The organism is Mycobacterium sp. NGS22 (assembly GCF_059813095.1).
In genome coordinates this window covers 341,049-367,501 of the sequence record NZ_JCALDY010000001.1, presented here as the reverse complement: position 1 = coordinate 367,501, position 26,453 = coordinate 341,049, and the positions used below count along the sequence as shown (strand labels likewise).

At 67.7% G+C, this 26,453-nt stretch carries 27 protein-coding genes; 17 read left to right on the top strand and 10 right to left on the bottom strand.

The window, feature by feature from the left end:
• Window positions 1-209: 209 nt before the first annotated feature.
• Entirely contained in the window at window positions 210-341 is a 132-nt protein-coding gene (locus AC5Y47_RS01640) for a hypothetical protein (protein ID WP_142277073.1), read from the bottom strand.
• Window positions 342-596: 255 nt separating this feature from the next.
• Here AC5Y47_RS01640 and AC5Y47_RS01635 point away from each other — a divergent pair, with 255 nt between their 5' ends.
• From AC5Y47_RS01635 to AC5Y47_RS01625, 3 genes are read left to right on the top strand one after another with little or no spacing between them, the layout of a single operon-like run.
• Window positions 597-2,960, top strand: coding sequence for an MMPL family transporter (locus tag AC5Y47_RS01635; RefSeq protein ID WP_499941335.1), 2,364 nt, complete (start codon window positions 597-599; stop codon window positions 2,958-2,960).
• Entirely contained in the window at window positions 2,953-3,654 is a 702-nt protein-coding gene (locus tag AC5Y47_RS01630) for a TetR/AcrR family transcriptional regulator (RefSeq protein ID WP_499941333.1), read from the top strand. The genes AC5Y47_RS01635 and AC5Y47_RS01630 overlap by 8 nt, the downstream gene beginning before the upstream one ends.
• Window positions 3,651-4,283: a class I SAM-dependent methyltransferase gene (locus AC5Y47_RS01625; protein WP_499941332.1), complete on the top strand. Its 633-nt coding sequence runs from the start codon at window positions 3,651-3,653 to the stop codon at window positions 4,281-4,283. The genes AC5Y47_RS01630 and AC5Y47_RS01625 overlap by 4 nt, the downstream gene beginning before the upstream one ends.
• Here the strand turns inward: AC5Y47_RS01625 and AC5Y47_RS01620 are convergent.
• A complete protein-coding gene (locus AC5Y47_RS01620) occupies window positions 4,280-4,993 on the bottom strand; it encodes an NAD-dependent deacylase (RefSeq protein ID WP_499941330.1) in 714 nt (237 codons plus the stop codon). The genes AC5Y47_RS01625 and AC5Y47_RS01620 overlap by 4 nt on opposite strands.
• Before the next feature lie 37 nt (window positions 4,994-5,030).
• Here AC5Y47_RS01620 and AC5Y47_RS01615 point away from each other — a divergent pair, with 37 nt between their 5' ends.
• Window positions 5,031-5,396 carry an Rv1152 family transcriptional regulator gene (locus AC5Y47_RS01615; RefSeq protein WP_499941329.1) on the top strand — a complete coding sequence of 122 codons (366 nt, stop codon included), beginning with the start codon at window positions 5,031-5,033 and terminating at the stop codon, window positions 5,394-5,396.
• Here the strand turns inward: AC5Y47_RS01615 and AC5Y47_RS01610 are convergent.
• Window positions 5,393-6,217: a class I SAM-dependent methyltransferase gene (locus AC5Y47_RS01610; protein WP_499941327.1), complete on the bottom strand. Its 825-nt coding sequence runs from the start codon at window positions 6,215-6,217 to the stop codon at window positions 5,393-5,395. The genes AC5Y47_RS01615 and AC5Y47_RS01610 overlap by 4 nt on opposite strands.
• Window positions 6,214-6,729: a DUF1697 domain-containing protein gene (locus AC5Y47_RS01605; RefSeq protein WP_499941325.1), complete on the bottom strand. Its 516-nt coding sequence runs from the start codon at window positions 6,727-6,729 to the stop codon at window positions 6,214-6,216. Before AC5Y47_RS01605 ends, AC5Y47_RS01610 begins: the two co-directional genes overlap by 4 nt.
• A gap of 42 nt (window positions 6,730-6,771) precedes the next feature.
• Here AC5Y47_RS01605 and AC5Y47_RS01600 point away from each other — a divergent pair, with 42 nt between their 5' ends.
• The 4 genes from AC5Y47_RS01600 (at window position 6,772) to AC5Y47_RS01585 (ending at window position 8,213) form a co-directional block, all read left to right on the top strand.
• Window positions 6,772-7,215, top strand: coding sequence for a PPOX class F420-dependent oxidoreductase (locus AC5Y47_RS01600; RefSeq protein WP_499941323.1), 444 nt, complete (start codon window positions 6,772-6,774; stop codon window positions 7,213-7,215).
• Window positions 7,216-7,224: 9 nt separating this feature from the next.
• Window positions 7,225-7,398 carry a DUF5302 domain-containing protein gene (locus AC5Y47_RS01595; RefSeq protein WP_499941321.1) on the top strand — a complete coding sequence of 58 codons (174 nt, stop codon included), beginning with the start codon at window positions 7,225-7,227 and terminating at the stop codon, window positions 7,396-7,398.
• Window positions 7,399-7,476: 78 nt separating this feature from the next.
• A complete protein-coding gene (locus tag AC5Y47_RS01590; RefSeq protein ID WP_499941320.1) occupies window positions 7,477-8,070 on the top strand; it encodes an HhH-GPD-type base excision DNA repair protein in 594 nt (197 codons plus the stop codon).
• Entirely contained in the window at window positions 8,067-8,213 is a 147-nt protein-coding gene (locus AC5Y47_RS01585; RefSeq protein WP_003875447.1) for a hypothetical protein, read from the top strand. The genes AC5Y47_RS01590 and AC5Y47_RS01585 overlap by 4 nt, the downstream gene beginning before the upstream one ends.
• Window positions 8,214-8,308: 95 nt before the next feature.
• Here AC5Y47_RS01585 and AC5Y47_RS01580 read toward each other — a convergent pair whose 3' ends face one another.
• Both AC5Y47_RS01580 and AC5Y47_RS01575 read right to left on the bottom strand, forming a co-directional pair.
• Window positions 8,309-9,364, bottom strand: coding sequence for an Rv1157c family protein (locus AC5Y47_RS01580; protein WP_499941424.1), 1,056 nt, complete (start codon window positions 9,362-9,364; stop codon window positions 8,309-8,311).
• A 28-nt stretch (window positions 9,365-9,392) separates the two neighbouring features.
• Complete coding sequence (locus AC5Y47_RS01575; protein WP_499941319.1) at window positions 9,393-10,151, bottom strand: hypothetical protein; 759 nt, start codon at window positions 10,149-10,151, stop codon at window positions 9,393-9,395.
• Between the two features lie 156 nt (window positions 10,152-10,307).
• Between AC5Y47_RS01575 and AC5Y47_RS01570 the strand changes: the two genes are divergently transcribed.
• Window positions 10,308-11,594 carry a mannosyltransferase gene (locus AC5Y47_RS01570; RefSeq protein ID WP_499941317.1) on the top strand — a complete coding sequence of 429 codons (1,287 nt, stop codon included), beginning with the start codon at window positions 10,308-10,310 and terminating at the stop codon, window positions 11,592-11,594.
• 130 nt (window positions 11,595-11,724) lie between these two features.
• Here the strand turns inward: AC5Y47_RS01570 and AC5Y47_RS01565 are convergent, their stop codons facing one another.
• Window positions 11,725-12,009 (bottom strand): 4a-hydroxytetrahydrobiopterin dehydratase, encoded by a 285-nt coding sequence (locus tag AC5Y47_RS01565; RefSeq protein WP_499941315.1) that lies wholly within the window; start codon window positions 12,007-12,009, stop codon window positions 11,725-11,727.
• A 26-nt stretch (window positions 12,010-12,035) separates the two neighbouring features.
• Between AC5Y47_RS01565 and AC5Y47_RS01560 the strand changes: the two genes are divergently transcribed.
• The 5 genes from AC5Y47_RS01560 to AC5Y47_RS01540 all read left to right on the top strand — a co-directional run bounded on the left by AC5Y47_RS01560 (window position 12,036) and on the right by AC5Y47_RS01540 (window position 19,948).
• Entirely contained in the window at window positions 12,036-12,437 is a 402-nt protein-coding gene (locus AC5Y47_RS01560; protein ID WP_499941313.1) for a (deoxy)nucleoside triphosphate pyrophosphohydrolase, read from the top strand.
• Between the two features lie 130 nt (window positions 12,438-12,567).
• Window positions 12,568-14,454, top strand: coding sequence for a translational GTPase TypA (typA, locus tag AC5Y47_RS01555; protein WP_499941311.1), 1,887 nt, complete (start codon window positions 12,568-12,570; stop codon window positions 14,452-14,454).
• Window positions 14,455-14,477: 23 nt separating this feature from the next.
• Window positions 14,478-16,367, top strand: coding sequence for an ABC transporter family substrate-binding protein (locus AC5Y47_RS01550; RefSeq protein ID WP_499941423.1), 1,890 nt, complete (start codon window positions 14,478-14,480; stop codon window positions 16,365-16,367).
• Window positions 16,368-16,592: 225 nt separating this feature from the next.
• Window positions 16,593-18,719, top strand: a complete 2,127-nt coding sequence (locus AC5Y47_RS01545) for a PE family protein (protein WP_499941309.1) — start codon at window positions 16,593-16,595, stop codon at window positions 18,717-18,719.
• Between the two features lie 155 nt (window positions 18,720-18,874).
• Complete coding sequence (locus AC5Y47_RS01540; RefSeq protein ID WP_499941308.1) at window positions 18,875-19,948, top strand: PE family protein; 1,074 nt, start codon at window positions 18,875-18,877, stop codon at window positions 19,946-19,948.
• Here the strand turns inward: AC5Y47_RS01540 and AC5Y47_RS01535 are convergent.
• Window positions 19,945-20,550: a TetR/AcrR family transcriptional regulator gene (locus tag AC5Y47_RS01535; protein WP_499941306.1), complete on the bottom strand. Its 606-nt coding sequence runs from the start codon at window positions 20,548-20,550 to the stop codon at window positions 19,945-19,947. The genes AC5Y47_RS01540 and AC5Y47_RS01535 overlap by 4 nt on opposite strands.
• 85 nt (window positions 20,551-20,635) lie before the next feature.
• Between AC5Y47_RS01535 and mshB the strand changes: the two genes are divergently transcribed.
• Together mshB and AC5Y47_RS01525 are read left to right on the top strand one after the other, a co-directional pair.
• Window positions 20,636-21,547 carry an N-acetyl-1-D-myo-inositol-2-amino-2-deoxy-alpha-D-glucopyranoside deacetylase gene (gene mshB / locus AC5Y47_RS01530; protein WP_499941304.1) on the top strand — a complete coding sequence of 304 codons (912 nt, stop codon included), beginning with the start codon at window positions 20,636-20,638 and terminating at the stop codon, window positions 21,545-21,547.
• Between the two features lie 143 nt (window positions 21,548-21,690).
• Window positions 21,691-22,152 (top strand): hypothetical protein, encoded by a 462-nt coding sequence (locus tag AC5Y47_RS01525; RefSeq protein WP_499941302.1) that lies wholly within the window; start codon window positions 21,691-21,693, stop codon window positions 22,150-22,152.
• Window positions 22,153-22,159: 7 nt separating this feature from the next.
• Here the strand turns inward: AC5Y47_RS01525 and AC5Y47_RS01520 are convergent, their stop codons facing one another.
• Window positions 22,160-23,017 carry a PE family protein gene (locus AC5Y47_RS01520; protein ID WP_499941300.1) on the bottom strand — a complete coding sequence of 286 codons (858 nt, stop codon included), beginning with the start codon at window positions 23,015-23,017 and terminating at the stop codon, window positions 22,160-22,162.
• Between the two features lie 217 nt (window positions 23,018-23,234).
• On the opposite strand from AC5Y47_RS01520, the gene AC5Y47_RS01515 reads away from it, so the two are divergent.
• A complete protein-coding gene (locus AC5Y47_RS01515) occupies window positions 23,235-25,862 on the top strand; it encodes a bifunctional FO biosynthesis protein CofGH (protein ID WP_499941298.1) in 2,628 nt (875 codons plus the stop codon).
• A gap of 62 nt (window positions 25,863-25,924) precedes the next feature.
• On the opposite strand, the gene AC5Y47_RS01510 is transcribed toward AC5Y47_RS01515, so the two are convergent.
• On the bottom strand, window positions 25,925-26,254 hold the full coding sequence (locus AC5Y47_RS01510) for a hemophore-related protein (protein ID WP_499941422.1): 330 nt from the start codon (window positions 26,252-26,254) through the stop codon (window positions 25,925-25,927).
• Window positions 26,255-26,453: the final 199 nt, after the last annotated feature.

Here is a 26,453-nt window from a genome sequence, read left to right as displayed (position 1 = left end):
TTCACACCCGACGCCAACGCTTCACACCCGACGCCAACGCCTCACGCCCGACGCCAACGCTTCACACCCGACCCCAAAAGCCCCCCGACAAACCAAAAGCCCCCCGCCACAGCGGGGGGCTTGGAGCTAGAAAGCTAGCTATCGACGGAACCACCGGGTCGCGGTGGGTTCGGCCATTAGCAGCCGTGCGATTACGCCCATGATTTACCTCAGCTCGCCGTAGGCAGGGGTTGCCAGTCTTCGAACTGCTCGGAGGTCTCGCCCTCGACAAGCATGTCGCCGTGGTAGAGAGCCTCGAAGTCAGCCTTGATGACATCGGCACTCGTGTCGTCGATCCACATGACACTGAGCGTAAGAGCCGCCATTAAGGAATCTTTGAGTCACGATTCGGAAAATGATGGCAATTCTTACCGACGGGTAGGTTCGCCGAGATCGCGCGAGAATACCCATTTCAGAGCCGGATGAACCATGCCGGACCTGCGCTCGTATCACCCACAGGGTCTTGTTTGACACTTGTAAGTTAACGTTGCTAAGTTATCGCGGTGCGGTGCGGGTCCGGGCGGGGCGGCTTGCGCTGCCAGCGGAGGGACACACACATGCTGCAGGGCATCGCTCGGCTGGCCATTGCGGCCCCCCGACGCATCATCGCCATCGCCGTCCTCGTCTTCATCGCCGCCGCGGTATTCGGTGTCCCGGTCGCCAACAGCCTGTCGCCGGGCGGTTTCCAGGACCCCAACTCCGAATCGGCGCGTGCCATCGGCGTGCTGACCGAGAAGTTCGGTCAAAGCGGCCAGCAAATGCTGATCCTGGTGACCGCGCCCGGCGGCGCCGAAAGCGATCAGGCCCGCCGGGCCGGCACCGACATCGTCGACCAACTCAAGAAGTCACCGCTGGTCTACAACGCCACCTCGCCGTGGACCACGCCGCCGGAAGCCGCCGCCGACTTGATCAGCAAGGACGGCAAGGCCGGACTGATCGTCGTCAACCTCAAGGGCGGCGAGAACGACGCGCAGAAGAACGCCCAGACCCTGGCCGACGAGATCGTGCACGACCGTGACGGCGTCACCGTCCAGGCCGGTGGTTCGGCGATGGAATACGCCCAGATCAACAAACAGAACCAGGCCGATCTGCTGGTGATGGAGATGATCGCGATTCCGTTCAGCTTCCTGGTGCTGGTCTGGGTGTTCGGCGGGTTGCTGACCGCCGCGCTGCCGATGGCGCTGGGCGCGCTGGCCGTGGTGGGTTCGATGTCGGTGCTGCGACTGGTCACCTTCGCCACCGAGGTGTCGATCTTCGCGCTCAACCTCAGTACCGCGCTGGGCCTGGCGCTGGCCATCGACTACACGCTGCTGATCATCAGCCGCTACCGCGACGAATTGGCCGAGGGCGCCGACCGCGACGAGGCGCTGATCCGCACGATGGCCACCTCCGGACGCACGGTGATCTTCTCGGCCGTCACCGTCGCGCTGTCGATGGCGGCCACGGTGCTGTTCCCGATGTACTTCCTCAAGTCCTTCGCCTACGCCGGCGTTGCGACGGTGGCCTTCGTGGCGACCGCGTCCATCGTGGTGACCCCGGCCGCGATCGTGCTGATGGGTTCCCGACTCGACGCGCTGGACGTGCGACGACTGCTCCGGCGGATCTTCCGGCGCCCCGAGCCGTCGCACAAGCCGATCGAGGAGTTGTTCTGGTACCGGTCCAGCAAGCTGGTGATGCGACGCTGGCTGCCGCTCGGCGGCGCCGTGGTTGCCTTGCTGCTGCTCCTGGGTCTGCCATTCTTCTCGGTGAAGTGGGGTTTCCCTGACGACCGGGTGCTGCCGAAGTCGGCGTCGGCCCATCAGGTCGGCGATCAGTTGCGCACCAACTTCGCGCGGGACTCGGCGACCGCGGTACCGATCGTCGTCCCCGATGCCCGCGGTCTGAGCCCGGACGAGCTGGGCAGATACGCCGCGGAGCTGTCCCAGGTGTCCGACGTGGCGGCGGTATCGGCGCCGACGGGCACCTTCGTGGCGGGCAAGGCCGCGGGTCCGCCCACCGGCGCGACCGGAATGGTCGACGGCAGCGCGTTTCTGACCGTGAGCAGTACCGCGCCACTGTTCTCCCGCGCGTCCGACACGCAACTCGACCGGCTGCATCAGGTCGCGGGTCCGGGTGGGCGCGTCGTGGAGATGGGTGGCGTCGCGCAGGTCAACCGGGACAGTGTCGACGCCGTGACCGATCGGGTTCCGCTGGTGCTGGGGCTGATGGCCGTGGTCACCTTCGTGCTGCTGTTCCTGCTCACCGGCAGCGTGGTGTTGCCGGTGAAAGCACTGGTGTTGAACGTGCTGTCGTTGACCGCGGCGTTCGGCGCGCTGGTCTGGATCTTCCAGGACGGGCACTTCGGCGCGCTCGGCACGACGCCGAGCGGGACTCTGGTTGCCAACATGCCCGTGCTGCTGTTCTGTATCGCGTTCGGGCTGTCGATGGACTACGAGGTGTTCCTGGTCTCCCGGATCCGCGAGTACTGGCTGGCTTCCGGGGCGGCGCGTCCGGCCCGGCCCACCGCGGCCGAGGCGCACGCCGCCAACGACGAGAGCGTGGCGCGCGGAGTAGCACGTACCGGCCGGGTGATCACCGCGGCCGCGTTGGTCATGTCGATGTCGTTCGCCGCGCTGATCGCCGCGCACGTGTCGTTCATGCGGATGTTCGGATTGGGCCTGACGTTGGCTGTGATCGCCGACGCCACCCTGGTGCGGATGGTTCTGGTGCCGGCGTTCATGCACGTGATGGGCCGCTGGAACTGGTGGGCGCCCAAGCCGCTGGTGTGGCTGCACGAGCGGTTCGGGATCAGCGAGGGCGGCGCCGTCGATCCGCCCGGCGTGGTCCCGGGAAACGAGGCTGCCGCCGACGCCGACCCGGGCAAGGCGTCGGCCCGCAACAACGGGCACGAGATCCACGCTTCGGTGACGCGTAATGGTTGACGTGTCGGTGGGCGGCCTGCGCCGTCAGCGTGCCCCCCGCGGCCGGGGTGACCGGTTGCGTCACGAGATCGTCGATGCGGCAACCGCGTTGCTGCTCGAGACCGGTCAGGTCCGGGCCATCTCGATCCGATCGGTGGCCGAACGCGTGGGGGTCACCTCGCCGTCGATCTACCTGCATTTCAAGGACAAGGACGCGCTGCTGGACGCGATGTGCGTGCGCTATCTGGACAGACTGGACGAGGAGATGGCGCGCGCCGTCGTCGGGCAGACCTGCACCGTGGACGTCCTGCGGGCGCAGGGTCTGGCCTATGTGCGGTTCGCTGTGCAGACCCCGGAGTTGTACCGGTTGGCCACCATGTGCGAGACCCGGTCGGGCAGCAACTTCGACATCGCGGTCAAGAGCGCGGCGTTCACAAATATGCGCGCCTCGGTCCAGACGCTGATGGAAGAGGGCCTTTACCGGACCGACGATCCGACCATGGTGGCCCTGGAACTGTGGACCGCAGCGCACGGAGTGGCGGCCATTCTGATTGCCAAATCGCATCTGCCGTTCGGTGACGTCGAGGCGTTCGCCGACCGGGCACTCGGCGCGGTGCTGTGCGGCCATCTGGTGGCCGGGATCGTCGGCGCGGAAGCGACTTCGCAGCGGCTGCTGGATTGGGTCTTGCAGCATCGCCCACCGGCGGGGTCATGAGCGCCGGGAAGGTCCAGAACCCGTTCTTCGCCCGGATCTGGCCCGTCGTCGCCGCTCACGAGGCCGAATCGGTGCGCGCGTTGCGCCGGGAGAACCTGGCCGGGCTGACGGGGCGGGTACTGGAAATCGGTGCGGGCACCGGGACCAACTTCGCCTTCTATCCCGACACCGTCACCCAGGTCGTCGCCGTCGAGCCCGAGCCGCAGCTGGTGTCCAAAGCGCGTGACGCGGCCGCCGCGGCGCCGATTCCGGTGGTCGTGACGGCCGAGATGGCTGAGGACCTCGGCGACGGTGAGACGTTCGACGCGGTGGTGTGCTCGCTGGTGTTGTGCTCGGTGCACGACCAGGCCGGCGTGCTGCGACGGCTGCATTCGCTGCTGCGGCCCGGCGGAGAGCTGCGTTTCCTGGAGCACATCGCCAGCGCCGGGGCTCGCGGACGGTTGCAGCGGGTGGCCGACGCGACGATCTGGCCGAGGCTGTTCGGCAACTGCCACACCCATCGCGACACCGAACGCGCGATCGTCGATGCCGGGTTCGTGGTGGAGACGTCCCGTCGGGAGTGGACGTTGCCGGCGTGGGCGCCGCTACCCGTGTCCGAGCTGGCGGTCGGCCGGGCGCGTCGCGTCTAGCTCAGCAAGCTCGGCAGCTTGTCCAACAAGCCCGGCAGCGCCACGCTGGCCGAGTCGCGGACACACAGCGTGGCGTGCGGGGACAGCGGGGTCGGCTCGGGATTGACCTCGATGACCGGCGTACCGCGCGCCAGCGCCAGCTCCGGCAGCCCGGCCGCCGGATAGACGATCGACGAGGTACCGACCACGACCACCACGTCGGCATTCTCGGTCGCCTCGACCGCGCACTGCCACGGCTGCTGCGGCAGCGCCTCCCCGAACCACACGATGTCCGGTCGAATCAGGCCACCGCACCGGCAGATTGGCGGCTCCACTTCGATGGCGGCCTCGGTCATCACCGGTAGCGGCTCGCGATAGGACGAACCGCAACGCGCGCAACGGAACTCGAACAGGCTGCCGTGCAGGTGGTGCACCGGAGCGCTGCCGGCGCGCTCATGGAGATCGTCGACGTTCTGGGTGATGACGGTCACGTCGGCCCGGTTCTGCCAGTCGGCGATCGCGCGGTGGCCGTCGTTGGGCTGGACGTCGCCCACCAGGTAGTGACGCCACAAGTACCAGCCCCAGACGCGCTCGGGGTTACGCTCCCAGCCCTGCACGCTGGACAACTCGTACGGGTCGAAGTGGGCCCACAACCCGTTCTTGTCGTCGCGAAACGTCGGTACTCCGCTCTCGGCGGAGATCCCCGCGCCGCTCAGCACCGCCACTCGCATCCCACAAACATAGCCGCGCTTGGGCAATACTGGATGCGTGGAGTTGCGCGATTTGCTGAGGGTGGACGTCAAAGCAGGCAAGCCGTTGTTCGACCAGCTCAGGACCCAGGTGATCGACGGAGTGCGGGCCGGGTCGCTGCCGCCGGGCACCCGACTGCCGACCGTGCGTGACCTGGCCGGTCAACTCGGTGTGGCGGCCAACACCGTCGCCCGTGCCTACCGTGAGCTCGAGTCCGCGGCGATCGTCGAAACACGGGGCCGCTTCGGCACTTTCATCTCCCGCTTCGATCCGACAGACGCCGCGATGGCGGCCGCGGCCAAGGAGTACGTCGAGGTGGCCCACGCTCTGGGGCTCACCAAGAACGACGCGATGCGTTACCTCACCAACGTCGCGGAGGATTAGAACTCCAGCAGCGTCAGGTTCGGTCGTAGCGGGTCGAGGAGTTTGACCCGATAGACCGTCGACATCACGGCATTGAGCAACGCGCCCCGCCCCTGTGTCAGCCTGACGTCGCGGACGGCACGAACGCCCGGCACCGTGTTCACCAGATCGGCCGCCTGCGAAACGGACAGACTGAACGGCATGGTCGGCACCTTGTAGCGCAGCGTCGTCCGCATGCCGACCTTGCTCCACAGGCTGAACCAGCGTGGCGGGGTGTCGAAAAGCAGCCGGCCGCCGGGAAAACGCTTGGCGCACTCGGCGATCAACTCCAGCGACTGCTCGGGCTGTAGGTACATCAGCAGCCCTTCGGCAGTGATGAACACCCCGTCGCCCGGATCGACGTCGTCCATCCAGCTGTAGTCCAGTGCCGACTGCGCCCGCACCGAAACCCGCGACGATGATGGCAGCAACCGTTCCCGGACCTCGATGATCGGGGGCAAATCCACTGTCAGCCAACGGAATTTGCTCTCCGGCAGGGCGGCTGCCAAGCGCCAGAAGCTGGTCTGCAAGCCTTCGGCCAACGCCACCACGGTGGCGGCAGGGTGAGCGCTCAGATAGTCCTGTGTCGCGAGGTCGAACGTCCGGGCGCGCAGCGCGATGTCCTGGCCGGTGCGGCCGAATTTGGCGAAGTCGAAGTCGATCGAGTCCACCAGCGTCACCGCCATCGGATCCTCGAGGACCGCGTCCGGCCGCCGCGCTTCGGCGGCTCTGGCGTTCAACGTCAGCAGCGCGGTCTCCGAGACGCCTTTGAGGACGACCTTGCGTGGTTTGGGGGTACTCACTTGATCACCTTGCCCAACGTGCGCAGATTGCGGGTGGTGGTCGACGACTTGTAGCGCTTCTTGCCCATCGTCGCGCCGATCGTGCTGTCCAGGGTGCTGCCCTTGGGCACCTGCCAGTAGATGACGCCCTCGCCGCGACCGATCTGCTCCTCGGGACCGGCGCTCAATTCGGTCAACTCATCGAGCACCTGCGGGTCGGTGACGAAAGTGACGTAGGACTGGTAGCCGTCGCGCTCGCGTTCGAACGGATACCCCTGGTCGATGGCGCGCACCGTGTCGATGTCGTAGGCCAGCACCCACGCGTCGTATCCGAACCGGTCGCGCAACGCGGCCTCCGCTTTATTCCGTACCGTCGCGACCTTGGCCGACGATTCCAGCAGCACATTGCCGCTGGCCAGGATGGTGCGGACATTCTCGAAGCCCGCGGCGGTCAATGCCTCCGCGACCTCGGCCATCTTGAGGTTGACGCCACCGACGTTGACGCCGCGCAGGAATGCCGCGTACTTGGTCATCACTCAATTTCACCAGGGCGGTAGGAGACGTAGGCTTTCGGCATGGGACGCCAAGTCTTCGACGACAAGCTGCTGGCCGTGATCAGTTGCAACTCGATCGGGGTGCTGGCCACCATCAAGCGCGACGGGCGGCCCCAGTTGTCCAACGTGCAGTACCACTTCGATCCACGGCAGCTGGTGCTGCAGGTCTCGGTCACCGAGCCGCGGGCCAAGACCCGAAACCTGCGTCGTGACCCGCGGGCCTCGTTGCTGGTCGACGCCGACGACGGCTGGTCCTACGCCGTCGCCGAAGGTGTCGCGGAGCTGACGCCGCCGGCCGCCGCGGCCGACGACGACACCGTCGAGGCGCTGATTGCGTTGTACCGCAACATCGCCGGCGAACATCCCGACTGGGACGAATACCGCGAAGCCATGGTCACCGATCGGCGGGTGCTGCTGACGATGCCGATCTCGCACGTGTACGGGATGCCGCCCGGCAAGCGTTAGGCTGCCGGTATGGCTGAATCGGAACCCCCAGAGGACGACACCAAGCGCAAGTTCCGCGAAGCCCTCGAGCGCAAGCAGACGAAGTCGTCGGGCGGGTCCGACCACAAGGACGGCGGCGGCAAGCAGTCGCGGGCGCACGGGGCGGCCGGTAACCGTCGGGAATTCCGCCGCAAGAGCGGATAGTTGTTGGCGGGCAACCGAATTCAGTGATGAAACTGATGCTGCGACGCCGCCGCGATGCGGCAGTTCTAGACTGAGGCCGTGCCGAAGCTGCAGCTCGTCCAAGATCCGGCCGCCGACGGCCTGCTGGACTCCAACCCGTTCGCGTTGCTGGTAGGCATGCTGCTCGATCAGCAGGTCCCGATGGAGACCGCATTCGCCGGACCCAAGAAGATCGCGGACCGGATGGGTGGCTGCGACGCGGCCGAGATCGCCGAGTACGACCCGGACAAGTTCGCCGCGCTCTGTTCGGAAAAGCCGGCGATTCACCGATTCCCGGGGTCGATGGCCAAGCGGATCCAGGCGCTCGCGCAGATCATCGTGGACCGCTATGGCGGGGACGCGACTGCTCTGTGGACTGCCGGTGACCCCGATGGCAAGGAATTGCTGAAGCGGCTCAAGGGGCTGCCCGGCTTCGGCGAGCAGAAGGCTCAGATCTTCCTAGCGCTACTGGGCAAGCAATACGGTGTCACGCCGGCGGGCTGGCAGTCCGCGGCCGGAGAGTTCGGCAAACCCGGCAGCTACGTCTCCGTGGCCGACATCGTCGATGCCGAATCGCTCGGCCGGGTGCGGTCGTACAAGAAGCAGATGAAGGCCTCTGCTTCGGGGAAAGCAAAAGGAAAGGCGGCCAAGTGAAGACGCACATTACGTGTCCGTGTGGTGAAGCCATCGTCGGCAAGGACGAGGACGAGCTCGTCGAGCTCACCCAGGCGCACCTTGCCAGCGTGCACCCCGGTCTGGAGTACGACCGCGACGCGATCCTGTTCATGGCTTACTAGTCAGGCGCGTTGCCGGTCGCGAGCGTGCGCAGCGGTACGGCGACACGCGGCTGCGCCCGGTACTTTGTGCGCGCTTGCCACCGAGTGGATGGCAGCTATGGCACCACCGTCGTGCCGATGGTCGGCATGAACTGGCACTGGCGGTCTTTGGTCGTGACCTGACCGAAGATCGTGGACATGATGCTGCCCGAACCGGTGTCGACGATTGCGGTCAGCGTGGTCGGCCCTTCGGCGTTGATGTCGGTGCGTGGCTTCAGCGTGGCGCTGCCCGACTTGCCGGTGGTCAGGTTGATCCAGGTGACGTTCAACGGCAGCCGCTGCACCTCAGCAGGCCCGGGAGTGCCGACCGCGGTGAACACGTAGGCGGTCTGGCCGGGAGCGGGTCCCGGCGTCGGAATGGCGGCCGGACCGGCCACCGACAACGCCGTTGCCAGCGCATTGTTGCCCTCGCCCAGGCAGTTGGTGCCGATCGAGGGGTACATGAAGTCCTGCGTGGGCGGGGCATCGGGTCCGAACCCCGGGGCCGCGGCCGCGTTCGCTGGGGCCGGAGCCGGCGCTGGTGCCGCGACGGCCGCCGGTGCCGCGACGGGTGAGGGTGCGGCCACCGGCGCGGGCGCGGCCGGAGCCGGGGGCGCGCTAGGGGCCGCGGCAGGCGGCGGAACCGCCGGCCCGGGCAGCGGCGGGGACACCGGGCGCGGATTCACCGGCACGCCGACGGGCGGCGGGCCCGCCGCGTAGACGGGGTCCACACCCGTCGGCAGGTGTTGCGGCACGCCGGGCACGACACCCGGCGCCGGCACGTGTGCCACCGGGCCGGCTTCGGGCGCCGGTGGTTCGGCGACGAACTGGTGCACCGACGACGCGACGTTCTTGGCCTCGGCGGGTGCCGAGGGGTTGTGGGTGAACGCCTGCGCGGCCGCCATCAGCAGCTGCGTCGCCTGCCCCGGATCGCTGGCTGCCTGCTGGATGATCGGGCTCAACTGGGTCAACGCCGGCAGCCCCGGTAACTGGACAGGGTCGGTCGACGGCGTCGCCGGGTCGGCTGCCGCGCTCGGACTGAGCACGAACGCGGCAGCCGATGTGACGACGACTGCGGCCAAACCTCTGGACAGACTCCAAGTGCTTGCCACGGTGTTTCTCCTGTTTATCAGTGGTAGGTCAGTCGTCGGAGGACAGGACTCAGGGCAGCGCCGCGAGCAGTGTCTGCGGCCCGGTCGCCGCCGGCGCACCAGGCGTGGCGCCCGAGAGTCCCGGGATCGCCGAGGTCAGCCCGGGCAGTGCGGCTTGTGCCAGTCCCGGCAGCGACGACGCCAACCCAGGCAGCGGCGAGGCAGGTGCCGCCGGGGCCGCCGGAGCGGATAGGCCGGGGATCGGGGTGTTGACTCCGGGGATGGACGGCACGCTCGCCGGCGCGGCGGCCGCTGGAGCCGTCGGAGCGGCGAGGGCCGGCAGCGGCGTGTTCACTCCGGGGATGGACGGAACGCTCGCCGGGGCGGGCGCGACGGGAGCCGCCGGTGCGGTGATCCCGGGGATCGGCGTGTTGACTCCGGGAATCGCCGGGACCGTCCCGGGCGAGGTCGCCGCCGGGACCGTCCCGGGCGAGGTCGCCGCCGGGGCGGTCGCGGGTGCGGTGGCTCCCGGAACCACGGCGGGAAGGTTCAACCCACCCGGAGCCGCGGGCGCCGGGTCGGGCGCGCGCAGCACACCCTGCGGGGCCGGCGAAGTCGCCTGCGTCAACGGCGGGGTGGCACCCAGTGCGGTCGCCAGGTTCTGCAGGATCTGCGGCGCGTTGGCCGCCGAGGCGATGAGTTGCTGCGGGATGTTGGGTTGCGGCGGAGCCGGCGCGGGGTCGGCGTGGGCGATACCGCCCGTCAGTAGCGCGGCGGACGAGCCGACGAGTACGGCGGCGGCCCGGACGTAAGTCCAAATGGTTGGCATGACTCTCCCTGGTTGTCTTCAACTGGCTCTAGCAAGGCCCCCCAAGGACCTGCGGACGAAGCTATCGCGGTACAGAAGTGACTCAAGTGACACGTGTGGCATTTACGGGATCGTTATCGATACGAGCGACAGCGGTGACCGACCACCAGGGATTCGTTGCGTGGTCGTTATCGACCCGGCGCGCTGACTAAAGTCGGTCGGATAGACACGACATCGGCCGCCCCGGCGGCAACCACCGGCCGGCGACGCGCGCTTTCGCTGGCGACGGTGGCGCCGCTGCTCCTGATCCTCAGCGTCGCCGCCAGGTTCGGCTGGACCTACCTGTCGCCGCACGGCGCAAACTTCGTCGACCTGCACGTCTACGTGGGCGGGGCCGCCGCCCTGAACCACCCCGGCACGCTGTACAGCTACGTCTACGCCGACCAGACTCCGGACTTCCCGCTGCCGTTCACCTATCCGCCCTTTGCTGCGGTGCTGCTATATCCGCTGCACGCGGTGCCGTTCGGGCTGCTTGCCCTGCTGTGGCACGTCGCGATCGTGGCGGCACTGTACGGGGTGGTGCGGATCAGTCAGCTGCTGATCGGCATTGGTTCGGACCGGCGGGTGGCGCTGTTGTGGACGGCGATCGCCATCTGGATCGAACCGCTGCGCAGCAACTTCGACTACGGACAGATCAACGTGTTCCTGGTGCTGGCGGTGCTGGCGGCGGTCCACACCAGCCGGTGGTGGCTTTCGGGTTTGCTGGTCGGTCTCGCCGCCGGGGTCAAGCTGACCCCGGCGATTGCCGGGCTGTACCTGCTGGGCGCGCGCCGCTGGGCGGCGGCGCTGTTCTCGATGGCGGTCTTCCTCGCCACGGTCGGAGTGTCGTTGCTGGTTGTCGGTGAGCAGGCGAGGTACTACTTCACCGATCTGCTCGGCGACGCGCACCGCATCGGTCCGATCGCGACGTCGTTCAACCAGTCCTGGCGCGGCGCGATCTCACGCATTCTCGGCCACGATGCCGGCTACGGGCCACCGGTGCTGGCCGCGATCGCGGTGACGGCGGTCGTTGCCGTCCTGGCCTGGCGGGCGCTGGAGCCCACCGATCAGCTGGGCCGGTTGCTGGTGGTCGAGCTGTTCGGGCTGCTCTTGTCGCCGATCTCCTGGACCCATCACTGGGTGTGGCTGGTCCCGCTGATGATCTGGCTGCTTCATGGGCCGCTGCGGGAGCGGCTGGGAGCCAAGATCCTGGGGTGGGGCTGGCTGGTGCTCACCATTGTCGGCGTGCCGTGGTTGCTGAGCTTCGCGCAGCCGACCATCTGGGTGATCAGCAGGCCGTGGTACCTGGCCTGGGCGGGGACGGTCTACGTGGTGGCCGCGGTGGCGACGCTGGGTTGGATCGCCCGCGCTGCGCCGAACGTCACGCTAGCGCGACGGCCGACGCCCAACGTCACGCCAGCGTGACGGGCGGGCCCAGAAGCCGAAGCGTCACGCCAGCGCGACGGCCGACGCCCAACGTCACGCCAGCGTGACGGGCGGGCCCTGAAACCGGAGCGTCACGCCAGCGTGACGGGCGGGCCCAGAAGCCGGAGCGTCAACTGCCGACGATCCCGTCGATGGCGCGCGCCATGTCGATGTCGTTCTGAGTGATGCCGTTCTCGGAATGTGTCACCAACGCGAAAGTCACTGTCGTCCAACGGATGTCGATATCCGGATGATGATTCTTGGATTCGGCGTGCTCGCCCACCCGGCGCACCGCGTCGATCCCGTCGAGAAACGCCGGAAACTTGACCGCCCGGCGTATCGTGCCGTCGACCCGCTCCCAGCCGTCCAGGTCGGGCAGTGCAGCGTCTACTTGCTCGTCCGATAACACAGCCATAGCAGCTAGGTATACCCTCACTGCCCATGCCGAACCAGGTCGTCGTCGCCGGCGCCATCGTCGCCGGGTCGGCCCTTCTGGTGGCGCAACGGGAACGACCTCCTGAGCTCGCCGGCCTGTGGGAACTGCCCGGCGGCAAGGTCACCGACGGAGAATCCGAACCCGCCGCGCTGGCCCGTGAACTGGCCGAGGAACTCGGAGTCGACGTCGCGGTCGGGGAGCGGCTGGGCGAGGACGTCACGCTGAACTCGTCGACGGTCTTACGGGCCTATCGCGTGCACCTGCTGCGCGGTGACCCACAGCCGCATGATCACCGGGCGCTGCGCTGGGTGACCACGGCCGAACTGCCCGAGGTCGACTGGGTGCCCGCTGATCGCGCCTGGTTGCCCGACCTGATCCGTGCCCTGTCCTGCGGTCCAACACGTTGATTCTGCGCTGAGGTCGCAACTTACTCGCACTTTCGCGCCCTAGGCGCAGAGTCAACAGCGAAAGACTCAGAGTCGAGAGCGGATCACGCCCAGTTCGCTATCCGGCGGCCCCACTGCCACAATCACCGACGTGCCATTCCGCAATGTCGCCATCGTCGCCCACGTCGACCACGGCAAAACCACCCTGGTCGACGCGATGCTGCGGCAGTCCGGCGCGCTGCACGAGCGCGGTGAAGTGCAGGAACGCGTCCTGGACAGCGGTGATCTGGAGAAGGAAAAGGGCATCACCATCCTGGCCAAGAACACCGCCGTGCACCGCCACCACCCGGACGGGACCGTCACAGTAATAAATGTCATAGACACTCCCGGACACGCGGACTTCGGCGGCGAGGTGGAGCGCGGCCTGTCCATGGTGGACGGGGTGCTGCTGCTGGTCGACGCGTCCGAAGGCCCGCTACCGCAGACCCGGTTCGTGCTGCGCAAGGCGCTGGCCGCGCATCTGCCGGTGATCCTGGTGGTCAACAAGACCGACCGGCCCGACGCGCGCATCGCCGAAGTCGTCGAGGCCAGCCACGACTTGTTGCTCGACGTCGCCACCGACCTGGACGACGAGGCCGCCGCGGCCGCCGAGCACGCGCTGGGCCTGCCGACGTTGTACGCGTCCGGACGCGCCGGCATCGTGAGCACCGCGCAGCCGCCCGACGGCCAGGTCCCGGACGGCACCAACCTGGATCCGCTGTTCGAGGTGCTCGAGGAACACGTCCCGCCGCCCAAAGGCGACCCCGAGGCGCCGCTGCAGGCGTTGGTCACCAACCTGGACGCCTCGGCGTTCCTGGGTCGCCTCGCCCTGGTCCGCATCTACAACGGCAGGCTGCGCAAGGGCCAGCAGGTGGCGTGGATGCGCGAGGTGGACGGGCTGCCGGTCATCACCAGCGCCAAGATCACCGAATTGCTGGCCACCGAAGGCGTCGAACGCAGCGCGACGAACGAAGCGACAGCTGGAGATATCGTCGCCATCGCCGGCATTCCCGAGATCATGATCGGTGACACGCTGGCCGACCCCGACCACGCCCACGCCCTGCCGCGCATCACCGTCGACGAGCCGGCCATCTCGGTCACCATCGGCACCAACACCTCGCCGCTGGCCGGCAAGGTATCCGGTCACAAACTGACCGCGCGCATGGTCCGCAACCGGCTGGACGCCGAACTCGTCGGCAACGTCTCGATCCGGGTCGTCGACATCGGCCGGCCCGACGCCTGGGAGGTGCAGGGCCGCGGCGAGCTGGCGCTGGCGGTGCTGGTGGAGCAGATGCGCCGGGAAGGCTTCGAGCTCACCGTCGGCAAGCCGCAGGTGGTCACCCGCACCATCGACGGCAAGTTGCACGAGCCGTTCGAGGCGATGACGATCGACTGTCCCGAGGAATTCGTCGGTGCCATCACCCAGTTGATGGCAGGTCGCAAGGGACGCATGGAAGAAATGAAGAACCATGCCGCTGGCTGGGTCCGGATGGACTTCATCGTCCCCAGCCGCGGGCTTATCGGCTTCCGCACCGACTTCCTCACCCTCACCCGCGGCACCGGCATCGCCAACGCCGTGTTCGACGGCTACCGGCCGTGGGCCGGCGAGATCCGGGCTCGGCACACCGGTTCACTCGTGTCCGACCGCACCGGCAGCATCACTCCGTTCGCGATGCTGCAGCTCGCCGACCGCGGCCAGTTCTTCGTCGAGCCCGGGCAGGACACCTACGAGGGCATGGTCGTCGGGATCAACCCTCGCGCTGAGGATCTCGACGTCAACGTGACCCGCGAGAAGAAGCTGACCAACATGCGCTCCTCGACCGCCGACGTGATGGAGACGCTGGCCCGGCCGCTCGAACTGGATCTGGAACAGGCCATGGAGTTCTGCGCGGCCGACGAATGCGTGGAGGTGACCCCGGAGATCGTGCGGGTCCGCAAAGTCGAGCTCGACGCGACCTCGAGAGCACGCAGCCGGTCGCGGGCGAAGGCTCGGGGCTAGGCCGCGTGCGGCTCGATACCCTGATGGGCGTGCTGCACCGAGCCCGCCACGTCCTGGTAGCGGTCGGTGTGCTGGTCGCGGCCATCGGCCTGGTGTTGTCGGGTTGCACGGTGAGTCCGCCGCCGGCGCCGCAGAGCACCGACACCCCGCACAACGTGCCCCCACCCCCGCAGCACCCCACCCAGATCATCATGGGCATCGACTCGATCGGCGCCGGCTTCAACCCGCACCTGCTCTCCGACCTGTCTCCGGTGAATGCCGCGATCAGCGCGCTGGTGCTGCCGAGCGCGTTCCGGCCGGTACCCGACCCGAATTCGTCGACGGGTTCGCGCTGGGAGATGGATCCGACGCTGCTGGTCTCGGCTGAGGTGACCGGTGAAAATCCGTTCACGGTCACCTACAAGATCCGCCCGGAGGCGCAGTGGACCGACAACGCGCCGATCGCCGCCGACGACTTCTGGTACCTGTGGCGGCAGATGGTCAGCCAGCCCGGCGTGGTGGACCCGGCCGGCTATGACCTGATCACCTCGGTCCAGTCACTCGAGGGTGGCAAGCAGGCCGTGGTGACCTTCACCCAGCCGTATCCGGCGTGGCGGGAGTTGTTCAACAACCTGCTGCCCGCGCACATCGTCAAGGATGTGCCGGGCGGGTTCACGTCGGGGCTGGCGCGTGCGTTACCGGTCACCGGTGGTCAGTTCCGGGTGGAGAACATCGATCCCCAGCGCGACGAGATCCTGATCGCTCGCAACGACCGCTACTGGGGCCAGCCCGCCAAGCCGGCGCTGATCCAGTTCCGCCGCGCCGGGGCGCCGGCCGCGTTGGCGGATTCGGTGCGTAACGGCGACACCCAGGTGGCCCAGGTGCACGGCGGTTCGGCCGCTTTCGCGCAGTTGTCGGCGATTCCCGACGTGCGGACCGCCCGGATCGTGACGCCGCGCGTCATGCAGCTGACACTGCGGGCCAACGAGGCCAAGCTGGCCGATTCCCAAGTGCGCAAAGCGATCCTGGGGTTGATCGACGTCGACCTGCTGGCCGCGGTGGGTGCCGGCAGCGACAACACGGTCACCTTGGACCAGGCCCAGATCCGGTCGCCGAGCGACCCGGGCTATGTGCCGACCGCTCCGCCGGCGATGAGCACGACGGCGGCACTGGGCCTGTTGGAAGCTTCCGGGTTCCAGATCGAAAGCACTACGTCGGTGTCCCCGGCGCCGCCGGGGCCGAATACCACCACCACGGCGAGCGCCGGGCCTCCGGAAGTCATCCGGGGCCGGATCAGCAAGGACGGCAAACAGCTGTCGCTGGTCATCGGGGTGGCGGCCAACGACCCGACCGCGGTGGCCGTCGCCAACACCGCCGCCGACCAGCTCCGCAATGTCGGGATCGCCGCCAGCGTGCTGGCGCTGGACCCGGTGGCGCTGTACCGCGACGCGTTGAACAACCACCAAGTCGACGCCCTGGTGGGCTGGCATCAGGCCGGTGGGAACCTGGCCACGTCGCTGGCGTCCCGCTTCGGCTGCCCAGCGTTGCAGGCCACGCAGATCTCGCCGCCGGTTACGCCGACCAGCAGTCCGGCCGGCTCGACCGCGGCGAGCTCGTCGATCGGACCCGACACCACCACTTCCAGCCGTCCGCCGGACCCCGGGGCGCTGGTGAAAGCGCCGTCCAACCTCACCGGAATCTGCGATCGCAGCATCGAATCGAACATCGAGGCCGCGCTCAACGGAACCAAGAACATCAACGACGTCATCACCGCGGTGGAACCGCGACTGTGGAACATGTCGACGGTGCTGCCGATCCTGCAGGACACCACGATCGTCGCGGCGGGACCCAGCGTGCAGAACGTCAGCCTCACCGGCGTGGTGCCGGTCGGGATCGTCGGTGACGCCGGGCAGTGGGTCAAGACCGGCCCGTAATCCAAAACGGCCCTTCACCAGGCGTGACGCCGATGCGGGCGCGGTCTGGCGGGCGCCCGGGCCGACGTCCGCGGCGGCCAATTGTGCTCGTGACAAATTGTTATCGAAATTATGGTTTGGAATCGGCGCCGGTGGTCAACACCCGCGATACGTTCGACCAGGTGCTGTCGGGGGCTACCTGGCGAACAGGGGTAAGCCAGCAATTTTGCTAGGTGAGGGGTCACCATGTCGTTTGTCTTTGTCGAGCCACAAATAATGGCTTCGTTCGCCGCGCAACTCGAAGGCATCGGTTCGGCGCTCAGCGCCGCCAATGCGGCGGTGGCGGGGTCGACGACCGCTCTGGTGTCCGCGGCGCAGGACGAGGTATCGGTCGCGATCGCCGCGCTCTTCTCCCAGAACGGCCTCGGATATCAGCAGCTCAGCGGCCAGGTGGCCGCGTCCTACGGGCAGTTCGTCCAGACAGTCGCGGCGGGCGCGAACGCGTATGTGGCGGCCGAGACGGGTGCGGTGCAGACCTTGTCGGGCCTGCTGGCCGCACCGGCCGCCCCGCTGGACGTCTTCGCCCAGGCGCATGCCGCATTCACGGCCAACTTGGTCAATGCCGAGGTTTCGTTCAACCGGGCGCTGGTGGGCGCCGAGCTCAGTCTGCAGCAGTTGATCTTCGGCACCGACACCGCACTGAACGGTGCGATCAACGCGGGTCTGACCTCCTTCAACTCCGTTATAGGCGCGGGCCAGCAGGCGTTGAATCTGGTGGTGGGCGCCCAGATTCCGGCCGACTTCAACGCGAGTCTGGCGGTCAACGGCACCGGAAACGTCGGCTTCGGCGGCCTCTCCGGTGCCTTCAGCGGCGGCCTGAATGCCCTTGGCGCCCAACTCAATGCCGCGCTGTCGGGCAACTTCAGCTTGACCCCCGAGCTCGCCGGACTGGTGCAGGCGGGTAACTCGGTGATCGCGCAGGTCAATGCCGGGATCGCGCAAGTGAATGCCGGTCTGGCCAACCTGTCCGCGCTGGCGCAGACCGGTGGGTCGCTGAGCAGCAACATCAATGCGGGTCTGGATGCCTTGGCGCAGACCGGCGGCTCGCTGGCTGCCCAGCTGAACTCGGCCATCTCGGGAAGCTTCGCCGGCGGCCTGCCCGACTTCGCCGCGCTGGCGGGCAACTTCGGCGTCAACCTGCCAGCCCTGACGGCCAACATCAGCGGCGGCCTGTCCAACCTGAATGCTCAGCTGAATGCCGCCCTGTCTGGGGCACTGTCCGGCAATTTCCTCGGCGGCCTGCCCGCCCTGGACTTCGGTCTGGTGCTGCCCGCGCTGCCGGGCGGATTCCCACTGAACCTGGAAGGCCTGGCAGCCAGTTTCAACGCCGCACTCGCCGGCCTCGGCAGCGGTTTCGCGCTGAACCTGCCCGCGTTGGCGGCCAACCTCACCGGCGGCCTCGGTCCGCTGAGCGCGCAGCTCAACGCGGCGCTGACCGGAGCCTTCAGCGGAGACACCGCCGCACTCGCCGCGCTGGTGAACACCGTGGCGGGCCTTCCCACGGCCGGTCTGGCGGGGTTGAACCAACTTCAAGGCAGCGTATTGGGTTCGTTGGTCGCCAACGAGATCGCTTTCAGCCAGGCCCTGGTGATCAACGAGCAGGCACTGGTCACCGCTCTGCTCGGGCCCGCGGCGCTGCTCGGCCCGGCCGGCTATCTGCTCAACGCCGGCAACCTGCTGCTGGGCACCGGCGCGCAACTGTTCAACGGTGTCGTGGGTGCCCCGGCGGTCAACCTGACCGCCGACCTGCTGGTCAGCCCCACGCTGGCGCTCGGCGGCGGCTTCCCGCCGGTCGGTGGGTTGACAGGTGTTGTGCAGCAGCTGCTTTCGCTGAACACAGCCCTGGGTGGTGTGCCGGGACTCGATGTCGCGCTGCTGACGCAGCTGGGGCTGACCCCCGCGAACTTGGATGCTCTGGTCAACGCCCAGCTGGCCTTCAACACCAACCTGGTTGCCAACGAACAGCTCTTGCAGCTGGGCATCTTCGGCACCGGCGGTGCGCTCAACGGAGCGGTCAACAACGCTCTCAACGGCCTCAACCTGCTGCTGGTCGGTACACCGCAGGCGGCGATCAATGCCCTGCTCGGAATTCCCGCCGGGGATTTGACCGGAACCTTGCTGGTCAGCGCTCCGACCGATGTGTTCGGTGGGTTCACCGCGGGGGGCCTGCTCGGCGCCACGGTGCAGAAGTTCCTGTTCGACGCCTCCGTGATCAGTTCCGTGCTGACGCCCTTCCAAACCGCGTTCAACGGGCTCTTCGATGTCAGCGTCGACGCGGGCGTGGACGTCGAGGTCGATCAGCCCCTCCCCTGACCGGGTATCCACGAAACGAATCCAGATCGGTTTGTCTAATTCGTTTTGGAGAAAGACGCCATCCGTCGCCGCCTGCGTCGCTAGCATCTGATCGTTGACACAGCTACACGACCGGCCGGGGAGGGCCGTGCGTGGCACGGGTGGGGAGGTCCGCGATGTCCTATTTGACGACGGTGCCGGAGTTCGTGGCGGCGGCAGCCACGGATCTCGCGGGCATCAATTCCGCGATCGGCACCGCGAGCAGTTCGATAGCGGAAGCGACGACGGCGGTGTTGCCGGCCGGCGCCGACGAGATATCGGCGGCCATTGCATCGTTGTTCGGCGCGCACGGTCAGGCTTTCCAGCAACTCAGCGCGCATGCTTCGCAGTTCCATGAGCAATTCGTGCAAGCCCTGCGTGGCGGCGCCAACGCCTACGCCGCCGCCGAGGCTGCGAACGTCGCCCCGTTGCAGGCGGCCGCCGCGGGCCCGCTCCAGATGGTGGAGCAGTCCCAGCTCGCTTTCAACTCGAACCTGGTAGCCAACGAGCTGGCGTTCAACCAGGCGCTGGTGTCCAATGAGATCGCTTTCGAGCGGGCGTTTTTCGGCACCGACAGCGCCCTCAACGGGGTCATCAACCGCAGCTTCAATGTCGGCAACCTGTTGGTGGGCACCGGCGAGCAGGCGGTCAACTTGTTCTTCGGCGCGCCGACACCGGCGAACTTCACTTCCAGCCTGTTGCTCGGTTCCGGAGCTCAACCCTTCAACGGCGGTCAGATCGGCGGCCTCGCCGGTGCCTTTTACCAGGGCTTGACCGTCCCGGCCAATGTGTTAGGTCTGGTGCCGAGCGCCGGAACCACCGGTGTCCCGGCGATCCCGTTCGCGCAATTGGAGCAGATGCAGATCGGTTTCAACTCCAACCTGGTCGCCAATCAAATGACCTTCAACCAGGCGCTGGTCGCCAACGAAATCGCCTTTGAGCGGGCGTTTTTCGGCACCGACAGCGCGCTCAACGGGGTTCTCAACCGCGGCTTCAACGTAGGCAACCTGCTGGTGGGTACCGGGGAGCAGGCCGTGGACCTGTTCTTCGGCGCGCCGGTACCGTCCAATTTCACCTCGAGCTTGCTGCAAGGCACCGGGGCTCAATCCTTCAACGGCGGCCAGATCGGCGGCGTGGTCGGGGCTTTCGATCAGGGTCTGGCGGCCGGCGCCAACCTGATCGGTCTGTTCACCGAACCGTTCGCTGCTTAATCAGCCTGCGGCACCGGAGGTTTCGGCGGTATCACGGTGTCGACGATCAGTACCAGCTCGCGCCGGGTCGGCGGTGTGGCGGTCAGCATGAAGTGCTGGTAGATCAACGCCGGTCCCACTCGCGCGCTGAGCGGCGTCTGCGTCGCGGGATCGAGTTCGCCGTCGGCGACCGCGGTTTGCAGGATCGACTCCACGATCTTCATCCGCGGCGCCACCACGGCGTCGGTGAAGATCGTGCGCAGCTCGGGCTCGTGTATCAGCTGGCTGATGATCTCCAGACCGGGAAAGTCGGTCTTGCCGGCCAACACGTCGCGATGCGCGGTGAACACCGTCAGCAGATTCTCCCGCGCTGATCGGCCCGGCCGTGGCTCCGGCAGCGGCGGCAAGGTGTGAATCAGGGCGGCCTGCACCAGGTCGTGCTTGCTGGTCCAGCGCCGGTACAGCGCCGCCTTCCCGGTGTGGGCGCGCGCGGCAATGCCTTCCATCGTCAGCCGTCCGTACCCGACCGCGGCCAGTTCGGCCACCGTCGCCGCGTACAGCGCACGTTCGAGCACTTCGCCGCGTCGGCGACTCCGGCCGATGGGTCGGGTCAGCTGCGCCATCCGACGATAGTAGGCGTCGGCGTTCCTATCGGTCAGCGAAGGTGGATTTTCCGATCGCGGCCCGGCCGCCGGGTAGTGTGCGTCCATGTCCAAGCCGCGGCTGCTGTTCGTGCATGCGCATCCCGACGACGAAAGCCTGAGCAACGGCGCCACCATCGCGCACTACACCGCGCGCGGCGCGCAGGTCCATGTCGTCACCTGCACCCTCGGCGAGGAAGGCGAGATAATCGGCGACCGCTGGGCTCAGCTCGCCGCCGAGCGGGCCGACCAACTCGGCGGCTACCGCATCGGCGAACTCCGTCGGGCTCTGGCCGCGTTGGGCATCGACGAACCGATCTATCTCGGCGGCGCCGGGCACTGGCGCGATTCCGGCATGGCCGGCACCGAGCCGCGCACCGGGTCCGGTTCCGTCACCCGCTTCGTCGACGCCGACGAGCACGAGGCGGTCGGCGCGCTGGTGGCGCTGATCCGCGAGCTACGCCCGCACGTCGTCGTCACCTACGACCCTGACGGCGGGTACGGACATCCCGACCATGTGCGGGCCCACGCGGTGTGCACGGCCGCGGTGGCGGCAGCCGGCGGCCAGGACTATCCGAGCGCGGGGGAGCCGTGGCCGGTGCCGAAGTTCTACTGGACCGTCCTGGGCCGTGACGCCGTGGCCGCGGAAATACGCGGCCTGGTCCCGGACGACCTGCGCCCCGACTGGGTGCTGCCGCCGGCGGACATCCCGTTCGGGTACCCAGACGACGCCATCACGGCCGTCATCGAGGCCGACGCCGACGCGCGGGCCGCCAAGACCGCGGCGCTGGCCGCGCACGCCACTCAGGTGGTCGTCGGCCCTACCGGAAGGGCCTGCGCGCTGTCCAACAATCTGGCCCTGCCCATCCTGGCGAACGAGCACTATGTCCTCGTCACCGGAGAGGCGGGCGACCGCGACGAACGGGGCTGGGAAACCGATCTGCTTGCCGGTCTGGGATTCGACGGCGCGGGCACGTAGGCTTCGAAAAGGAGCCTCTACAGCCTCGACAGGCTCCATGACACGACCGAGACAGGACCGAGACAGGACTAGGAAGGCATTCACATGGACCCCGACCTGGACCCTAACCTGCAACACTGGCAGGACCGCCTCGACAGCTTCCAGTGGATACTGGGATCGATCGTCTCCCAGCTCGACAGCGTCCCGACCTGACCGACACCAAACCACGCGCCGCCTCGGTCGAAGAGAGCGGCGCGACGGATCCAGCTATCAGGTTTGTTGTATTGGCGTTGCTGGCCGTCGACGGTGTGTTGTCCGCCCTCATCGGTGCTCTGCTGCTGCCCTCCTATATCGGCTCGATTCCGTTCCCGGTGAGCGCGCTGCTCAGCGGACTGCTCAACGCCGCCCTGGTGTGGGCCGCCGGACGATGGACCACGTCGCCGCGATTCGCCGCGCTGCCGCTGTGGACCTGGTTGCTGACGGTGGCGGTGCTGAGTTTGGGAGGTCCGGGCGGTGACGTCGTCCTGGGCGGTGCGGGCTTGATGGCCTACGGGGCGCTGCTGCTGATCGTGCTCGGGGTGGCGCCGCCGGCATGGGTGTTGTGGCGCCGGCACCGGCAGGGCTGAGGAAGGCTCAGGGCAGCGGCGGGAACGGCGGCAGCGGCGGAAAGAAGCTGAAGAACCAGTTGATTTCGGTGTTGATGAACTGGCTGATCGACGCCGAGGTGGCAGACCAGAAGTTGTTCAAACCCTGCGCGAAACTGACTGTCCCGCTTAAGAAGTCGAGTGTGTTGAACAGGCCGCTCTGCACCATCGGTTCGAACAGGTAGTAGAAGAAGTTGATCTGCGGCCCCAGGATGCCGACCCACGGCAACCAGCCGGCCAGATAGGCGGCCAGGTTGAAGCCGTATTCGACATACGGCTCGAAAGCGATGTAGGCGTTCTCGATCGCGGTCGCCCATGACACCGGGAGGATCGCTGCCGGTGCCGCCGCGGCCGGGCCCAACAGGCCGCTGGTGGCCGCGAGGCCGCTGATCCCACCGGTCGGTGCAAGCTTCAGTGCCCCGAACAGATTGCCGATGCCCGGACTCTGGATGCCGGACAAAGCGCTACGCACCTCACCGGCCAGGCCGGCAGCCGAGGTCGGGATGGCCGATTTGCCGACCAGTTGTTCGGCCGGCCCGTTGACCACGCTCATCAGGGTCCGCGCCGCACTGGACTCGGCGTTGGTGTAGGCGTTGGCGCTCGCTCCCAGGGCCTGCACGACCTTTTCGTGGAACGCCGACACCTCGGAACTGAGCTGCTGGTAGCCGCGGGCGTGACTGGAGAACAGGGCGGCGACCTGGGCGGACACCTGGTCGGCGGCCGCTGCGACAACGCTAGTGGTGGGTGCAGCGGCTGCCGCGTTGGCCGAACTGATCTCCGTGCCGATGCCGGCGATATTGGACGCCGCAGCCTTCAGCGCCTCCGGCGCTGCATGCAAGAACGACATCTCACTCACCCTTACGTGATACCAGCGGCCACCGTCGCGGCTACTTCCGCGCGGCGGCCAGATACAGATCGTATCGCGGTAATCGGCCACCATTGTCCCACTCGGCCGAGAATCCGCCGAATCGCGCGTCCCGGTCAGTCGCGAGTGCTGGCCGGCCTGCCGCTACTGTTGCGCGTATGGCGCCAGGGATGCCCAGGTTTCCCGCAGAACAGGACGTATGGGTGACGTGGATGAAACGGCCGCACGGGGAAGTTACACCAACGTGCCCTTGACGCCGCAACCGCCGGAGCCCACGGCTCTGCCCAACCCCGCCGTACCGCCCAAAGCCAGCCCCTCGGCGTTGCGCCGCGTGTTGCGGCGGGCCCGGGACGGCGTCGCGCTGAACCTCGACGAAGCGGCGGTCGCGATGACCGCGCGTGGCGACGATCTCGCCGACCTGTGCGCCAGCGCGGCCCGGGTGCGCGATGCCGGTCTGCGGTCGGCCGGACGGCTCGGCCCGAGTGGCCGGCTGCCGATCAGCTACTCGCGCAAGGTGTTCATCCCGGTCACCCACCTGTGCCGGGACAACTGCCACTACTGCACGTTCGTCGCCGTCCCGGGCCGGCTGCGCGCCCAGGGCATGAGCCTCTACATGGAGCCCGACGAGATCGTCGACGTGGCCCGCCGCGGGGCCGAACTCGGCTGCAAGGAAGCGTTGTTCACCCTCGGCGACCGTCCCGAAGACCGCTGGGCCGAGGCGGGCCAGTGGCTCGAGGAACGCGGCTACGACTCCACGTTGTCCTACGTGCGAGCGATGGCCATCCGGGTGTTGGAGGAGACCGGCCTGTTGCCGCACCTGAACCCGGGCGTGATGACGTGGTCGGAGATGTCGAGGCTCAAGCCGGTGGCGCCGTCGATGGGCATGATGCTGGAGACGACGTCGCGACGGCTGTTCGAGACCAAAGGCCTTGCGCACTACGGCAGCCCGGACAAAGACCCCGCGGTACGGCTACGCGCCCTGACCGACGCCGGCCGGCTGTCGATCCCGTTTACCACCGGTCTGCTGGTGGGTATTGGCGAGACGCTGGCCGAGCGGGCGGACACGTTGCACGCGATTCGCAAGTCGCACAAAGAGTTCGGTCACGTCCAAGAGGTGATCGTGCAGAACTTCCGGGCCAAGGAACGCACCGCGATGGCCGCCGTGCCCGACGCCGGCATCGACGACTACCTGGCCACCGTGGCGGTGGCGCGCTTGGTGCTGGGTCCGGGTATGCGCATCCAGGCGCCGCCGAACCTGGTGTCGCGCGAGGAATGCCTGGCCTTGGTGGCCGCCGGTGTCGACGACTGGGGTGGGGTTTCGCCGCTGACTCCCGATCACGTCAACCCCGAACGTCCCTGGCCCGCACTGGATGACCTGGCCGCCGTCACCGCTCAGGCCGGCTACGACCTGGTGCAGCGGCTGACCGCGCAGCCCAAATTTGTGCAGGCCGGAGCGGCGTGGATCGATCCGCGGGTGCGGGGACATGTTGCGGCACTTGCCGACCCGGTGACCGGCTTCGCGCGCGACGTCAACCCGGTGGGCATGCCGTGGCAGGAGCCCGACGAGGTGGCCTCCTCGGGCCGGGTGGACCTGGGCGCCGCGATCGACTCCGAGGGCCGCAACACCGAGGCCCGCAGCGACCTCGAAAGTGCTTTCGGCGACTGGGAATCCATCCGGTCGCGGGTGCATGAGCTCGCGGCTCAGGGAGCCACAGCGCCAGAGCGCCTAGACACCGACGTGCTCGCCGCGTTGCGCGCGGCGGAACGGGATCCGGGCGGCTGCACCGACGACGAGTATCTGGCCTTGGCCACCGCCGAGGGTCCGGCGCTGGAAGCCGTTGCCGCGCTGGCTGATTCGTTGCGCCGCGAGGTGGTGGGCGACGACGTGACGTTCGTGGTCAACCGCAACATCAATTTCACCAACATCTGCTACACCGGATGCCGGTTCTGTGCCTTCGCGCAACGCAAGGGCGACGCCGACGCGTACTCGCTGTCGGCGCAGGAGGTGGCCGACCGCGCGTGGGAGGCCCACGTCGCCGGGGCCACCGAGATCTGCATGCAGGGCGGCATCGACCCCGAATTGCCGGTGACCGGTTACGCGGACCTGGTGCGGGCGGTCAAGGCCCGGGTGCCCTCGATGCACGTGCACGCGTTCTCGCCGATGGAGATCGCCAACGGAGTCACCAAGAGCGGGCTGAGCATCCGGGACTGGCTGACCAGTCTGCGCGAGGCCGGTCTGGACACCATCCCGGGCACGGCCGCGGAAATCCTGGACGACGAGGTCCGCTGGGTGCTCACCAAAGGCAAGTTGCCGACGTCGCTGTGGGTCGAGATCGTCACCACCGCGCACGAGGTGGGCCTACGGTCGTCGTCGACGATGATGTACGGCCACGTCGACAACCCCAGGCACTGGATCGGGCACCTCAACGTGCTGCGGGGCATTCAGGACCGCACCGGCGGCTTCACCGAGTTCGTGCCGTTGCCGTTCGTGCACCAGAACTCGCCGCTGTACCTGGCCGGCGCGGCGCGCCCCGGACCGACCCACCGGGACAACCGCGCGGTGCACGCCCTGGCGCGGATCATGCTGCACGGCCGCATCTCCCACATCCAGACCAGTTGGGTGAAGCTCGGCGTCGAACGCACCCAGGCGATGCTCAACGGCGGCGCCAACGACCTGGGCGGCACGCTGATGGAGGAAACCATCTCGCGGATGGCCGGCTCAGAGCACGGGTCGGCGAAGACCGTTGCTGAGCTGGTCGCTATCGCCGAGGGCATCGGACGGCCCGCGCGTCAGCGGACCACCACCTACGCATCACTGGCGGCATAAACGCCGCAAGCGCAACGCACCCGATCCCGGAGGATCACGGCGTTGCGCTTGCGGGTCAGGACTCAGTAGTTGTTACAGGAAACTGCAACGGACTCGACGAGCCCCACATACTGCGCGGCGCCCGGCATGGCCTGCAACTGCGCCGCCATCTGCCGGCGCTTTGCCGGCGGTGAGGCGATGAAGGAGTTCAGCCAACCGGTCGCCACCGGCGAGGCGGTGAGCTGCGCGGCTGCCGCCGGGTCCTGCGCGTTGAGCGCGGCCATGACCTGCCCGTAGTTGCAGGTCGAGTTAACGGCCGCATCCAGCGGGTCGGCGGAGGCGACACCGGTCCCCAAGCCCAGCGACACTGCCAAGCCCCCAGCCACCACGGCTACTTTGGTAAACGACAACATTTTGGACACCTTCCCCAACTTATTGCACCGTCGACAAGACGGCGACGACATCTGCCCAGCGGTTGCCGTCTGCGTTAAAGGCTACCAGGCTCCCTGGGCATGCTCCCATCAGAATTGTTATCGCCAGATCCCCGCCAGATGTAACTTTTCGCAGGTCAGAGCGGGTATGAGCGGCAGTTTCGCGCAGGGCGAACGGCCT